This window comes from Streptomyces sp. IBSBF 3136 (assembly GCF_036815105.1).
Lineage (GTDB): Bacteria > Actinomycetota > Actinomycetes > Streptomycetales > Streptomycetaceae > Streptomyces.
Window position 1 is genome coordinate 1 of sequence record NZ_JAJSZC010000205.1, and the last position, 14032, is coordinate 14032.

The window sequence follows — 14032 nt, forward strand, 5'->3', positions numbered from 1 at the left end:
CGCCCGGCCCGCGCGGGCCGGGTCGCCGGGCGGGGAGGAGGATGAGACATGGGCACGACGGACCCCTCCCGCCCGGGTACGGGCGACGGCCGGATGGCGGCGGGGGCCGCGCCGCCCAGCGGGCTGCTCGACCTGCTGAGCGTCGCCGCGGTGGTGCTGGACGCGGAGGGCCGCATCGTCTTCTGGAGCCCTCAGGCCGAGGAACTGTTCGGTTACACCTCGCAGGAGGCGCTGGGTGAGCACGCGGCCCGGCTGACCGTCCACGAGGAGCACCAGCACGAGGTCGTCAGGCTGTTCACCGAGCTGCTGGAGTCCGGCGCCGACTGGGCCGGGGCCTTCCCGGTCCGGCGCAAGGACGGCAGCACGCGGCTGGTGGAGTTCCGCAACATGCGGCTGCTGGACGACCTGGGCGACACCTACGTCCTCGGGCTCGCCGCCGACCAGGCCACGGTGGAACAGGTCGAGCGGGACGCCGCGCTGGCCATGCGCCTGGTGTCCCAGTCCCCGGTCGGGCTGGCCATCCTCGACCCCGAACTGCGCTACGTGGCCATGAACCCGGCCCTGGAACGCATCACCGGGCAGTCCGCGGCCGACCGCATAGGCCGGTCGGCGAGCGAGGTCCTGACCTACCTGGACACGGACCCCGAGGCACGGCTGCGCCGCGTCCTGGAGACGGGCGAGTCGGTCGTGGACCGGGACATCGTCTGCCGTCCGCCCGCCGACCCGGACCACGAGCACGCCTGGTCCGTCTCGTACTACCGTCTTGACGACTCCAGCGGGCGGGTGCTGGGCATGGCCTACTCCGTCATCGACGTCACGGAGCGCTACCAGGCCGCGACCGAGGCCGCCCGGGCCCGGCAGCGGCTCGACCTGATCGCCGCGGCCTCCGCCCGGGTCGGGACCACCCTCGATCTTGAGACGACGGCGCGGGAACTGGCCGACGTCGTCGTGCCGGTCCTGGCCGACTCGGCCTCCGTCGTCGTCCTCGACAGCGCCCCGCACGGGCGCCCCGTGCCGCCCGCCGACTCCGCGGGGTCGGGGGCCCTCGCCGTCCGGGTGATCCAGCGCACCGGAGCGACCCGCGCGGCCGACCCGCCCGGAGGACGCGCCGCCTCCGGCGACGACCGCCTGATCGCCCACTGCGTGGACACCCGCCGTCCGGTGCTCGTGCCCCACACCGCCCGGCGGGAGCCGGGAGGCGTCGCCGGCCACGCCGAGTCCGCCACCCTCCTCGCGGCGACGGGCGTGCACTCCTACCTGGCGGTGCCGCTCGTGGCCCGCGGCGAGGTCCTCGGCGCCCTCGACCTCAGACGCACCGCAAACCCCGTGCCCTTCGGTGACGACGACGCGTTCCTCGCCGCCGAGCTGGCCGCCCGCGCCGCCGTGTGCATCGACAACGCCCGCGGCTACCAGACCCAGCGCCACGCCGCCCTCACCCTCCAGCGGAGCCTGCTCCCGGAGCCGCCCGCGCATCTGCCGGGCCTCGGCGTCGGCTGTCGCTACCAGCCCGCCGGCGCCACGAGCGAGGTCGGCGGCGACTGGTTCGACGCCATCCCCCTCCAGGGGGACAAGACCGCCCTGGTGGTCGGGGACGTCATGGGCAGCGGCATCAACGCCGCCGCCACCATGGGTCAACTCCGCACCGCGGCAAGAGCGTTCGCGGAACTCGACCTGGCGCCGGACGAGGCCCTGCGTCACCTCGACCACCTCACCCAGGGCATCGAGCAGTCCATCACCACCTGCATCTACTGCGTGTACGACCCGCACCGGGGCGAGTGCCGGATCTGCCTCGCGGGCCATCTGCCCCCGGTGCTGATGCGCGCCGGCCACGCCGCCCGACTCCTCGACCTGCCCACGGGCGCACCGCTGGGCGTCGGCGGGGTCCCCTTCGAGGCGGCCACCGTCGCCTTCCGGCCCGGCGACCAACTGGTCCTCTACACCGACGGCCTGGTCGAGACCCGGAGCGAACCGATCGACGCCCGCCTCAACACCCTTCTCGACGCCCTCACCACGACCCGGGGCCACGACCCCGAGTACACCTGCGACCGCATCCTGGAGATCCTGCGGCCCCCCGGCGGCGAGGACGACGTCGCCCTGCTCGTCGCCCGGGCCCTGACCTGAGCCGGCCCGGGCCTGAGCGGGTGACGGCCTGAGCGGGTGACGGCCTGAGCGGGCCCGGGCCTCGAGCGGCGCTGCCGGCACCGGCGTTGTCGGTGCCGCCGTCCAGACTCACCGAACTGGCCCGACGGGCCTGCTGGCAGTTCGCGTTCCTCATCGCGGTGGTCGCCGCCGTCCAGAGCGACCTCACCCGAGCGCGCTGGGAGGCCGGCTGGGCGATCCTGGCCAAGGCCGTGGACGCCGGCGTACCGGACGTGGCCGCACGGGCCGTCACCGACCTCGCGGCGATGCGCCGGCTCGACTGGCCCGTACCGCCCGGCATCGACGGGTTCCTCGACCTGCTCCAGATGTCCGGGGCGCTGCCCGGCGCCGGCCGGTGAGGCGCCCGGGATGACGGAGGACGCCCGCCGCGCCCTGGACACGACCAAGCTGCTCGCCGCCCGCTACCGGGCGGCGACCGACCGGCCGTACCTCGCCTCGGCGCTGTACGCGCTGACCGTCGTCGCGAGCACGGACGTCCCGACGATGGGGGTGGACCGGCACTGGCGGTGCTACGTGTCGCCCGCCTTCGTCGACGCGACGCCGGTGCCGGAGCCGGCGGGCGTGTGGACGCACGAGGCGGCGCACCTGCTGCGCGACCACCACGGCCGCGCCGACCGGCTCCCGGCCGCCGCCCAGCGCGACCCGCAGCGCGTCAACGTCGCACAGGACTGCGAGATCAACGACGACCTCCTCGCCGACGGCCTGCGCCTGCCCGAGGGACGGATGGAACCCCGCCACTTCGGCCTCCCCGAGGGCCGGCTGTTCGAGGCGTACCTCGACCTGCTGCCGCCGCACGTGCGCACCCCGGACTGTGGATCGGGCGCCCACGGCACGCCCGCGCCCTGGTAACTGCCCGAATCCGCCGGCCCCGCACGGCTGGGCGACGTGGAGGCGCAGGCCCTGCGCCGGCAGACCGCCGAGGCGATGCGCGCCCACCGGCGCGCCCGCGGCTCCCTGCCCGCGGGCCGGCAGCGCTGGGCCGAGGAGGTCCTGGAACCCACCGTCGACTGGCGGCAGGCGCTGACCGGCGCGGTCCGGGAGGCCGCCGCATGGGCCGGCGGAGCCGTCGACTACACCTACCGCCGCCCCTCGCGCCGCACCCCGGCACTGCGCGGCGTCGTCCTGCCGAGCCTGCCGAGCCTGCCGCGCCCGCTGCCCCGGGTCGCCGTCGTCGTCGACACCTCCGGCTCCATGGGCGACGCGGAACTCGCCGCCGCGCTCGCGGAGGTGACCGGCGTCCTGCGGGAGGTGGGCATCCGGGGCAACCGGGTGACCGTGCTCGCCTGCGACGCCGACGTGCAGGCGGTGTCCCGGGTGACGTCCGCCGAGCAGATCACCCTGGGCGGCGGTGGCGGCACGGACATGCGCGTCGGCATCGAGGCGGCGCTCGCGGCCCGGGACCGCCCGGGCATCGTCGTCGTCCCCAGCGACGGATTCACCCCCTGGCCCGACGAGAGCCTGCCCTGCCGTGTCGTCGCCCCTCTGGTCGGCTCCGCCGCGCCACAGCCGCCGAGCTGGGTGGAGACCGTGCGCGTCCCCGCCTGACGCCGGGGCGGAGACCGTGCGCGTCCCCGCCCGACGCACTGCCGTACGGGAGCCCGGCCGGTGCCTCCCGTGGCCGCCGACGCCTCGGTGCCGCATGGTGGATGGGGGGTGCTGGCCTGCGGGAAAAGCGTTTCACCTGATCCGCGTGGTGAGCGGGTACGCCGGCGGGGCCGGCAGGTGGAAGGAGCGAGTGCGATGAGGCGAGCGGACCAGCGCCCGGAGCCTGCGGAGCTTCCGCAGGCCGGTGCGGTGGAGCCGAGCGGGCTGATGGACCTGCTGGGCGTCGCCGCGGTGCTGCTGGAGGCCGACGGCCGGGTCGACATGTGGAGCCCGCAGGCCGAGGAGCTGTTCGGCTACACCCGCGGCGAGGCGGTCGGGCAGTACGCGGCGCCGCTCCTGCTGCGCCCCGAACACCAGGACGCGGCGATCACGCTGTTCGCCGAGGTGATGGCGACCGGGCGGAGCTGGGCGGGGGCGTTCCCCGTCCGGCACAAGGACGGCAGCACCCGAATGGTCGAGTTCCGCAACATGCGCCTCACGGACAACCAGGGCGACCACTACGCCCTGGGTCTGGCCACCGACCGGACCACCCTGCGCCAGGTGGAGCGCAATCTGGCCCTGTCCACCCGGCTGGTCACCCAGGCGCCGATCGGGCTGGCCGTCCTCGACTCCGACCTGCGGTACCTGGCCATCAACCCGGCGCTCGCGGCCATGCACGGCATGCCCGAGGAGGAACACGTCGGCCGGGGCTTCCGCGACATCCTGCCCGGCACGCCGTTCCTGGGCGTGGAGACGCTGATGCGCCAGGTCCTGGTCTCGGGTCTGCCGGTGATCGACCAGCAGGTGGTGGGCCGCACCGCCGCCGATCCCGAGCACGACCACGCCTGGGCGACGTCGTTCTACCGGCTGGAGGACCACCACGGCAGCGTCCTGGGCCTCGCCACCGTGGTGGTCGACGTCACCGACCGCTACCGGGCGGCCATCAAGGCCGACCAGGCCCAGCAGCGCCTGCGCCTGATCGCCAACGGTTCGGCGCGGATCGGCACCACCCTGGAGGTGGGGCGTACCGCCCGGGAGCTGGCCGACGTCGTGGTGCCCGACCTGGCCGACATGGTCGCCGTGGACCTCCTGGACTCCGTCCTGCAGACGGGCCGCCCGGACCTCGGCGAGGGCCCGGCGCTCTTCCGCGCCCTGGCGGTCAAGAGCGCCTATCCCACCGACGCCACCGAGGCGATCGTCCCGCCCGGCAGCCTCACCACCTACCACGCCGACCATCCGGCGGCCCACTGCATCCGCACCGGCCGCCCGCAGCTGATCACCCATCTGGAGCGACGCGACATCTCGCGTATCGCCACCGACCCCGACGCCGCCCGCCTGCTCGCCCGGGCCGGGGTGCACACCGACATGGCGGTCCCGCTCATCGCCCGCGGCCAGGTCATCGGCGTCATGGGCCTGGCCCGCGCCCGCAACCCCCTGCCGTTCGACGCGGACGACCTCACGCTGGCCTGCGAGCTCGCCTCGTCCGCCGCGCTGAGCATCGACAACGCCGTCCTGCACCAGCACATCCGCAGCGCCGCCGAGACCCTCCAGCGCAGCCTGCTGCCGCAGCTCACGCCCCACCACCCCGGTCTCGAGGTCGCCGCCCGCTACCTGCCCGCGCAGGCCTTCAGCGAGGTCGGCGGCGACTGGTACGACGTGATCCCGCTCGACGACGACCGGACCGTCCTGACGGTGGGCGACGTCATGGGCAGCGGCATCCCCGCCGCGACCACCATGGGCCGCCTGCGCACCGCCACCTCCACGCTCGCCGATCTCGACCTTGACCCCGCCCAGATTCTCACCCACCTGGACAAGATCACCCACGGTCTCGACCCGTACATCGCCACCTGCGTGTACGCCGTCTACGACCCGGACCACCGGCGCATCCAGGTGGCCTCCGCCGGGCACCTGCCCCCGGTGCTGGTGCGCGCGGGCAAGCCGCCCGAACTGCTCGACCTGCCCACCGGCACCCCGCTCGGCGTCGGCGGCGTGCCCTTCGAGAGCACCACGCTCGACCTGCAACCCGGGGACCACCTGGTCCTGTACACCGACGGACTGGTCGAGACCCGCCACGACCCCATCGACGAACGGCTGGCGGACCTGCTGCGTCTGCTGTCACCGCCGTACTCCTCCGTGGAGGAGACCTGCGACCGGCTCCTGCGGCAGCTCCGCGACCCCGCCGGGCACGACGACGTCGCCCTGCTCGTCGCCCGCGCGCAACCGCTGGCGGACACCGACGGGCCCCCGCCCGGGGGCGCCACCGGCACCTGAGCAGGCGGAGCGCCGCGCCGTGGGACGGCCCCCGGTGCGGGGGCCGTCCCGGGCGGTCAGCGGGTGGCGAGGAGCTGCAGGGTGTCGATCACCCGGTTGGAGAAGCCCCACTCGTTGTCGTACCAGGCGACCACCTTGATGTGGCGGCCGTCGACGCGGGTGAGGGCCGAGTCGAAGATCGAGGAGGCCGGGTTGCCGGTGATGTCGGCCGACACCAGCGGGTCCTCCGAGTACTCCAGGACCCCGGCGAGCGGCCCCTCCGCCGCCGCGCGGTAGGCCGCCAGCACGTCCTCGCGGGTCACGTCACGGGCGACGGTCGTGTTCAGCTCGACGATGGAACCCACGGGGACCGGCACCCGGATCGAGTCGCCCGACAGCTTGCCGTCGAGGTTCGGCAGCACCAGGCCGATCGCCTTCGCGGCGCCCGTCGTGGTCGGCACGATGTTGACCGCGGCGGCGCGGGCCCGGCGGGCGTCGCGGTGCGGGCCGTCCTGGAGGTTCTGCTCCTGGGTGTAGGCGTGCACCGTCGTCATGAACCCGTGCTCGATACCGGCGAGTTCGTCGAGCACGGCGGCCAGCGGCGCGAGCGCGTTGGTGGTGCAGGAGGCGTTGGACACGACCGTGTGCAGGTCCGGGTCGTAGGCGTCGGTGTTGACCCCGAACGCGAGCGTGACGTCGGCGCCGTCCGACGGCGCGCTGACGAGCACCTTCCGCGCACCCGCGTCGAGGTGGGCGCGGGCGGCCTCGGCCGACGTGAAGCGGCCGGTCGCCTCCAGCGCGAGGTCCACGCCGAGTTCGGCCCAGGGCAGCTTGCCGGGCTCACGCTCGGCGAGCACCTTGATACGGCGGCCGTCCACGACGAGGGTGTCCCCGTCGACGGTCACCGGGCGGCCGAGCCGGCCGGCCGTCGTGTCGTAGGCGAGGAGCCGCGCGAGGGTGGCGGGCTCCGTGAGGTCGTTCACGGCCACGACCTCGAGGTCGCTGTCGCGTTCGAGCAGGGCGCGCAGCACATTGCGTCCGATGCGGCCGAATCCGTTGATGGCGATACGCGTCATGAATGGTGTCCCTTCGGTTCGCCACCAGCGTCGCGTGTGGCGCCCGGACGGGACAGCGGCGCGATCGCCATGGTTCGAAAGGATCGCGCCAGCCGCCGCTACTCGCCCTGGGCGAAGGTGCGCCGGTACTCGCTCGGGGTGGTGCCGAGGATGCGCTGGAAGTGCAGCCGGAGGTTCGCGCCGGTGCCCAGACCGACGTCCGCGGCGATCTGCTCGACGCTCCGCTCCGAACGCTCCAGCAGTTCCCGGGCCATGTCGATGCGGGCGCGCATGACCCACTGCATGGGCGTGTACCCGGTGTCCTCGGCGAACCGCCGGGAGAACGTGCGCGCGGACACCCCGGCGTGCCGGGCCAGCGCGTCGAGGCCGAGCGGCTCGCTGAGCCGGTGCAGCGCCCACTCGCGGGTGGCGGCGAACCGCTCGCCGAGCGGCTCGGGCACGCTGCGCGGCACGTACTGCGCCTGGCCGCCACTGCGGTACGGGGCCGCGACCAGGCGCCGGGCCGCGTGGTTCGAGGCGGCCACGCCCAGGTCGCCGCGCAGGATGTGCAGGCACAGGTCGATGCCCGACGCGGCGCCCGCCGACGTCAGCACGCTGCCCTCGTCGACGAACAGCACGTTCTCGTCGACGCGGACGAGCGGGTGCTTCGCCGCCAGCGCCCGCGCGTAGTGCCAGTGGGTGGTGGCGCGCCGGCCGTCGAGCAGGCCGGTGGCCGCGAGCGCGAAGGCGCCGGTGGAGATGGCGGCGAGCCGCGCCCCCCGCTGGTGGGCGGCGATCAGCGCGTCCACGACGGCGGGCGGCGGGTCGTCGCGGTCCGGGAACCGGTAGCCGGGGATGAAGACGATGTCCGCCCACACGAGCGCGTCCAGGCCGTGCGCCGCGTGGTACGACAGCCCGTCACCGCCGGTCACGAGGCCGGGCGCGGCACCGCAGACCCGTACCTCGTACGGCATGCTGGCGCGGGTCGTGAAGACCTGCGCCGGGATGCCGACGTCGAGCGGCTTGGCCCCTTCGAGCACGAGGACGGCGACACGGCGCAGGCGGGACTCAGGCACGGTGATCAGCGTACGCGCAGGTGGGCAGGGGCGCCGGAGCGTGCCGGGCCTCAGGTGCCGGGGTCGAACGGGATGCCGGACGGCATGGAGTGGGCCAGGGCGTACGTGAAGCCACCGTACCCAAGTAGCCCTTTTTTCAAAGGCGGTTGGCTGCGTGGCGAACGTCGGCGGTGGGAAAAGCTCGGGCTGTGGCGCGGCCCCCGTGCGATGATCGCGAAAACCCGTGCGGGCCGAACCCGCGCCGACGGAAGGAGTGCCATGGCTGCCCAGACGGCACCGGGCACGGCCGACCCGGACCACGCGCGCATCCCCGACACCCCGGCCGGAGGCACGGTCATCGTCCTCAACGGCACGTCGAGTTCGGGCAAGTCCAGCATCGCCCGGGCCCTGCTCGACGTCCTGGACGGCACTTGGTTCCATCTGCCCGTCGACGCCTTCCACGCGATGCGCTGCGACCGGCCCATCACCGCCGAGGACCTCCAGCCGGAGATCGACCGCACCGTGAAGGGCTTCAACCGCGCCGTCGCCGGGATGGCGGAGGCCGGCAACAACCTCGTCGTGGACATCCCGCTCAGCCGCCGCTGGCGTCTGCTCGACCTCCTCGGCCTGCTCGTGCCCGAGGACACGGTCCTGGTCGGCGTCCGCTGCCCGCTGCCCGAGCTGGAGCGCCGGGAACGCGAGCGCGGGGACCGGCAGTCGGGTCTGGCCGCGATGCAGTACGCGGTGGTGCACTCGCACGGCGCGCACGACCTCGACGTGGACACCGCCCTGCTGTCCCCGGCGGAGTGCGCCGTGCGCATCCGTGACTTCCTCACGGACCGGCCGCGCCCCACCGCCTTCGAACGACTCCGGACGACGCCGCCCACCCCGGCCTGATCCCGCATCGGCCGCGCGGCGGCCGGAGCGGCAGGACCGGGCGCCGCGCGGCCTTGGTCGGTCACCCGTTCCGCAGGGCGTGCTTGCTCACCGTGACCGCCGCCGCCCGCACCGGAAGGAGCCGCTCAGCCGCCCCGGGTCGGTGTGCGCGACGGGCACCGTCCCTCCGCCCGATCCCCACGCATGTCCCGGTTCCCCCTGGGTACGCGACGCGGAAGCACGCCCGGGTGCCAGCCTGCCCGTGCGTGACCGTACGACCACCGCTACCTGGGGACCTGCCATGGAGACACCCGCACACGACGACCTTCCGACGCCGGCCCAGCGGGCGCTCGACGCGCTGGCCGTGAACGCCGAGGACCAGGCCGCCCTGGACACCCTCGCGCACAGCGACGTCCTCGTCCCGGTACCGGACGACGCGCTGGACGGAGACGGCGCCGAACCCACCACCGTCGCCCTGCCCGTCCTGGAGCAGAGCGACGGAGACCAGGTCGTCCCCGTGTTCACGTCCGAGGGGACGATGGCGGACCTGCTGCCGTTCGTCTCCCGCTACCGCCTGATCCCGCTCGGCGCCCTCGCCTCCCAGTGGCCGGCCGACGACCTCTCGCTGGCGATCGACGGCAGCTCCGAGCACGGCCTGACGCTGACCTCCCAGGGGGTGCGCACCCTGCTGGCGAGGTGAGCCGCCGCCTGCCCGCGCAGGCGCCAGAATGCCCCCATGGAATGGATCTCCGGGGTGGCCGGCGGACTGGGCGCACTGGTCCTCGTGCTGGTTTTCGGCAGCATCCTGCGCACCCTCGTGGTGCCCAGGGGTCTTTACTCCGCGCTCGTGTTCCGGCTGTGGCGGCTGCTGCGCAGGGGCCTGCGGCTCACCGCCCCGCGCGGCGGGTACGACGCGATCGACCGCGTGCAGACCTGGCTCGCCCCGCTGATGCTGGTCGGCATGCTCGCCAGCTGGCTCGGCGGGGCACTGCTCGGGTTCGGCCTCCTGCTGTACGCGCTGTCCCCGCTCTCCTGGGCGACCGCGTTCCGCGAGGCCGGCTCCAGCCTGTTCACGCTCGGCTTCGCCGGCGGCGCCCGGCTGAAGCTGTCCGCGCTCGACTTCCTCGCCGCGGCCACCGGGCCCGTGCTGATCGCCCTCCAGATCGCCTACCTGCCCACCCTGTACGGCGCCTACAACCGCCGTGAACTGGAGGTCACCCTGCTCCAGGCACGGGCGGGCGAACCCGCCTGGGGGCCGGAGATCCTCGCCCGCCAGTGGCTGGTCGACACCGAGACCGCGCTGCCCGACCTGTACCGCGCCTGGGAACGCCTGGCCTCGGACATGGGCGAGAGCCACTCCACCTACCCGATCCTGCTGACCTTCCGCTCCCCGCGCCCGCACCGCAGCTGGCTGGTCGGTCTCGTCGCCGTCATGGACGCCGCCGCACTCCAGCTGGCGCTCAACCCGCGCCAGGCGCCACCGGAGGCGCGGCTCGTGCTGCGCGCCGGATTCAGCGCCCTGCGGGACATCGCCCGCGCGCTGCGCGTCCCCTTCGAGGCCGACCCCTCTCCCGGCAGCCCGATCCGGCTGACCTACGCCGAGTTCGAGGAGGCGGTGGCCATGATGACCGAGGCCGGCTTCCGGGCGGAACGCGGCCCGGAGGAGGCCTGGCCGCATTTCCGGGGCTGGCGGGTCAACTACGAGGCGGTCGCCTACGATCTGTGCCGTCGCTGCGACGCCGTGCCCGCGCTGTGGACCGGACCCCGCGACTTCGCCGCCGCGCCGATCCCGCCCCAGCGGCCGGTGGACCGCAGGCCCGGCCCAGGACGGCCGGAACTGCCCCCTGTGTTCGAGTAGTTCCCCTCCCTCAGCCGGGAAGACCCTCGCGGAGGATGGGCACGCGTGCGAAGGAGCCGATGGCCGTGAGGATCGTCCTGCTGGGCACCGCCGCCGGAGGCGGCTTCCCGCAGTGGAACTGCGCCTGCGCGCTGTGCGCGGCGGCCCGGCGGGGCGAACTGCCCTCCCGTACCCAGGAGTGCGCCGCCGTCAGCGGCAACGGGCGCGACTGGTGGCTGCTCAACGCCTCGCCCGATCTACGCGCCCAGCTCACCGCCACCCCGGCGCTGTGGCCCGGTCCAGGACCGCGGGACACCCCGCTGCGCGGGGTGCTGCTCACCGACGCCGAGGCCGACCACGTCACCGGGCTGTCCGAACTGCGCGGAGCGGCCGGCCTCACGGTCTACGCGGCCCCACCGGTCCGCTCCGTCCTCGCCCCCGCACGCGCGGCCCTGGGCCGCTACGCGACCTGGGAGTGGCCCGACAGCCTGGCCGACGGCGGGTTCGTGCTGTCCGGCGGACTGGTCGTCACCGCCCACCAGGTGGGCGGCAAGGTCCCCAAGTACGTGCCGTCAGGGGCGTCCGCGCCCGGCCCGTGGGTCACGGCCTACCGGGTGGAGGACCTGGCGAGCGGGGGAGTGCTGGTGTACGCGCCCTGTGTCGGCACCTGGGGCCCGGTGCTGGAGGGTCTGTGCGCGTCGGCCGACTGCGTGCTGGTGGACGGGACCTTCTTCGCCGCCGACGAGATGGGCACCGCGGTGCGCACGGGCGCCGGGCAGGCGGCCATGGGGCATCTGCCGGTCACCGGCCCCGGCGGCTCGCTCGAAGCCCTGGCCCGCCATCCCGGCGCGCGCCGGGTCTACACCCACCTCAACAACACCAACCCGCTGCTCGACCCCGCCTCGGCGGAACGCGCGCGGGTGACCGGTCTCGGGGTGGAGGTGCTGCCGGACGGGACGGAGCTGACCTGCTAACCCGCCCGCTCGGCCAGCGTCCGCTCCAGCACGGCCCGCTGCAGCGGCAGTACCTCGGCGTGCAGGTCGCGGCCCTTGCGGGTGAGGGCGACCCACACCCCGCGCCGGTCCTCCGCGCACACCGAGCGCTCGACCAGGCCCTCCTTCTCCAGGCGGCCGATCAACCGGGACAGCGCGCTCTGGCTGAGATGGACCCGTCCGACCAGGTTCTGCACCCGGCACTGGTCGCCGTGCGCGAGCGACTCGGCGGCGAGCAGGTCCAGCACCTCGAAGTCGCTCGCGCCCAGTCCGTGCGGGTGCAGTACCCGGTCTATCTCGCACATCGTGCGCGCGTGCACCGAGAGGATGTCCCGCCAGCGCTCCTCGAGCCGGGCGTCGGCCGTCTTGACTGCCATACCCGCACCGTAGCACCGATCCGGCCAATCGTTGAGTGTGCAACTAGTGTGGGTGCAAGGCGCTCCGCCGGCTCAGGCGGACGGGTCCTGGAGCAGGCCCACCAGATTGCCGTCGGCGTCCTTCACCGACGCGATCAGCCTGCCGCCGCCGACGTCCTGGGCGTCCTGCAGCAGTTCGGCGCCCGCCGCCAGCAGCGCCGCGAGCCGCTCGCGCAGATCGGTGACGTGCCAGTACGGCACCGGTCCGGTGAGGCCCTTGGCGTGCCCGTTCGGGTCGAGGCCGACGTCCTGGCCCTCGGCCTTGTACCCGACGTAGTACGGCTCGTCGGCGTACGGCTCCACCCCGAGCAGGGCGGCGAACACGGACTTGGCCTTCTCCAGGTCCTTGACGGGGTAGATGATCGTCTGCAGGCCGGCGGTCATGGAACTCTCCTTCGCGGTGCGGCACCGACGGGTCCCCGTCGGTGCTTCCACGCTAGGACGGGTCGGGCCCGCGCCGCTTCTCCGATCCTGACCGGTCGCGGCGGCGAGCCCCCCGGCGCACGGCGGGTCACTCCCGCCGACCCGCGGCGCACCGGCTCCGTCGGCAGGATCGCCGTGGCCCGGTCCTCCCCGCCGCTCCGTCCCGGCCGGGCCGGCCACCACCGGTCGTACTCCCGTTCGGTACCGGACAAAGGGACGCCGACTCCCGGACGCGACCGCCCCGGCTGAGACACAGTGTGACCAGACGCATGAGGAGGCCGGACGGAGGCGGGACCCATGCTGAGGACTCCTTCGGGACGCACGCGGCAGGACATCCTGGACTGGCTGAAGGACCCCGCGGCGCACTTCGACGGCCCGTGCCCCGGCGACCCCGGCGAGCGCGGTGTCACCGCGCGGGCCCTGGCCGCCAAGCTCGGGGTGTCCCGCCGGGCCGCACGCGCGCACCTCGAACTCCTCACCCGCATCGGCCTGCTGCGCACCCGCCGGATCCGCTGCCGCACCTACTACCGGCGCGACGAGGTCCGCATCGCCGAGGTGGCCAGGATGTTCGAGAAGGGGTGGTGAAAACCGGCGCCGCCTGCTACGAAACGGCCTGGTGAGCACACGGCCGGCCACGAGGACGGACCGCACGGACGGCGAAGGACAGGAACCCATGACGACCGCACTCGTCCCCCTCCACTACGTCGCCCTCGGCGGCCGCGGCCCCGAGGACGTGGTCGCCGACCCCGACGGACGGGTCCTCACCGGGACGGAGGACGGCCGCATCCTGCGCGTCCGCCACCTCGGGGACCCGGACACGGCCCGCGTCGAGACGCTCGCCGACACCGGTGGCCGTCCGCTCGGCCTCGAACTCCTGTCGGACGGCGCGCTGCTGGTCTGCGACGCGGAACGCGGCCTGTTGCGGGTGGAGCCCGGCGGCGGCGTGCACGTCCTCGCCGACTCGGTGGCGGGGGAGCGGCTGCGGTTCTGCAGCAACGTCGTCGCCCTGCCCGACGGCAGCCTGTACTTCACCGTCTCCAGCCGCCGGCACCCGCTGGACCACTGGATCGGCGACATCGTGGAACACACCGGCACCGGACGCCTGCTCCGCCTCGCGCCGGGCGGCGCGGCGCCCGAGGTCCTCCTCGACGGGCTGCAGTTCGCCAACGGTCTGGCCCCGAGCGCCGACGGCTCGTTCCTGGTGATCGCCGAGACCGGCGCCTGCCGCCTCACCCGCTACCACCTCACCGGACCGCGCGCCGGACAGGCCGAACCCTTCGCCGAACTGCCCGGCATGCCCGACAACCTGTGGCGCGAGGGCCCGGACGGACCCATCTGGGTGGCCCTCGCGGGCCCCCGGGTCCCCCCGCTCGACCTGCTGCAC

General features: G+C 74.4%; 12 protein-coding genes and 2 pseudogenes. 10 read left to right on the forward strand and 4 right to left on the reverse strand.

What is annotated here, in order from left to right; all coding sequences use genetic code 11:
- Positions 1-48 precede the first annotated feature (48 nt).
- The 4 genes and pseudogenes from V7E45_RS31640 (at position 49) to V7E45_RS31660 (ending at position 6015) form a co-directional block, all read left to right on the forward strand.
- Positions 49-2121, forward strand: a complete 2073-nt coding sequence (locus tag V7E45_RS31640; RefSeq protein WP_333777663.1) for a SpoIIE family protein phosphatase — start codon at positions 49-51, stop codon at positions 2119-2121.
- Between the two features lie 134 nt (positions 2122-2255).
- A pseudogene (locus V7E45_RS31645) lies at positions 2256-2498 on the forward strand (AAA family ATPase); the annotation flags it as partial.
- A gap of 10 nt (positions 2499-2508) precedes the next feature.
- Positions 2509-3705 (forward strand): annotated as a pseudogene (locus tag V7E45_RS40750) (vWA domain-containing protein).
- 195 nt (positions 3706-3900) lie between these two features.
- Positions 3901-6015 carry a SpoIIE family protein phosphatase gene (locus V7E45_RS31660; RefSeq protein ID WP_333777666.1) on the forward strand — a complete coding sequence of 705 codons (2115 nt, stop codon included), beginning with the start codon at positions 3901-3903 and terminating at the stop codon, positions 6013-6015.
- A 56-nt stretch (positions 6016-6071) separates the two neighbouring features.
- Here the strand turns inward: V7E45_RS31660 and gap are convergent, their stop codons facing one another.
- Both gap and V7E45_RS31670 read right to left on the reverse strand, forming a co-directional pair.
- Positions 6072-7070, reverse strand: coding sequence for a type I glyceraldehyde-3-phosphate dehydrogenase (gap, locus tag V7E45_RS31665; RefSeq protein WP_333777667.1), 999 nt, complete (start codon positions 7068-7070; stop codon positions 6072-6074).
- A gap of 98 nt (positions 7071-7168) precedes the next feature.
- Positions 7169-8125, reverse strand: coding sequence for a GlxA family transcriptional regulator (locus V7E45_RS31670; protein WP_333777668.1), 957 nt, complete (start codon positions 8123-8125; stop codon positions 7169-7171).
- A gap of 258 nt (positions 8126-8383) precedes the next feature.
- Here V7E45_RS31670 and V7E45_RS31675 point away from each other — a divergent pair, with 258 nt between their 5' ends.
- The 4 genes from V7E45_RS31675 to pqqB all read left to right on the forward strand — a co-directional run bounded on the left by V7E45_RS31675 (position 8384) and on the right by pqqB (position 11791).
- On the forward strand, positions 8384-9001 hold the full coding sequence (locus V7E45_RS31675) for a phosphotransferase-like protein (protein WP_333777669.1): 618 nt from the start codon (positions 8384-8386) through the stop codon (positions 8999-9001).
- Between the two features lie 280 nt (positions 9002-9281).
- Positions 9282-9680, forward strand: coding sequence for an SseB family protein (locus V7E45_RS31680; protein WP_333777670.1), 399 nt, complete (start codon positions 9282-9284; stop codon positions 9678-9680).
- Between the two features lie 36 nt (positions 9681-9716).
- Positions 9717-10838 (forward strand): hypothetical protein, encoded by a 1122-nt coding sequence (locus tag V7E45_RS31685; RefSeq protein WP_333777672.1) that lies wholly within the window; start codon positions 9717-9719, stop codon positions 10836-10838.
- 59 nt (positions 10839-10897) lie between these two features.
- Positions 10898-11791, forward strand: a complete 894-nt coding sequence (pqqB, locus tag V7E45_RS31690; RefSeq protein ID WP_333777674.1) for a pyrroloquinoline quinone biosynthesis protein PqqB — start codon at positions 10898-10900, stop codon at positions 11789-11791.
- Here pqqB and V7E45_RS31695 read toward each other — a convergent pair.
- Together V7E45_RS31695 and V7E45_RS31700 are read right to left on the reverse strand one after the other, a co-directional pair.
- Positions 11788-12186: a MarR family winged helix-turn-helix transcriptional regulator gene (locus V7E45_RS31695; protein ID WP_333777675.1), complete on the reverse strand. Its 399-nt coding sequence runs from the start codon at positions 12184-12186 to the stop codon at positions 11788-11790. The genes pqqB and V7E45_RS31695 overlap by 4 nt on opposite strands.
- Before the next feature lie 72 nt (positions 12187-12258).
- The gene (locus V7E45_RS31700; protein WP_333777676.1) at positions 12259-12609 is read right to left on the reverse strand and encodes a VOC family protein; all 351 of its coding nucleotides are present in this window, start codon (positions 12607-12609) and stop codon (positions 12259-12261) included.
- Between the two features lie 336 nt (positions 12610-12945).
- Between V7E45_RS31700 and V7E45_RS31705 the strand changes: the two genes are divergently transcribed.
- Entirely contained in the window at positions 12946-13233 is a 288-nt protein-coding gene (locus V7E45_RS31705) for an ArsR/SmtB family transcription factor (protein ID WP_333777677.1), read from the forward strand.
- 88 nt (positions 13234-13321) lie between these two features.
- Positions 13322-14032 (forward strand): SMP-30/gluconolactonase/LRE family protein (locus V7E45_RS31710; protein WP_333777678.1); only part of this gene is annotated, 711 nt, incomplete at its 3' end.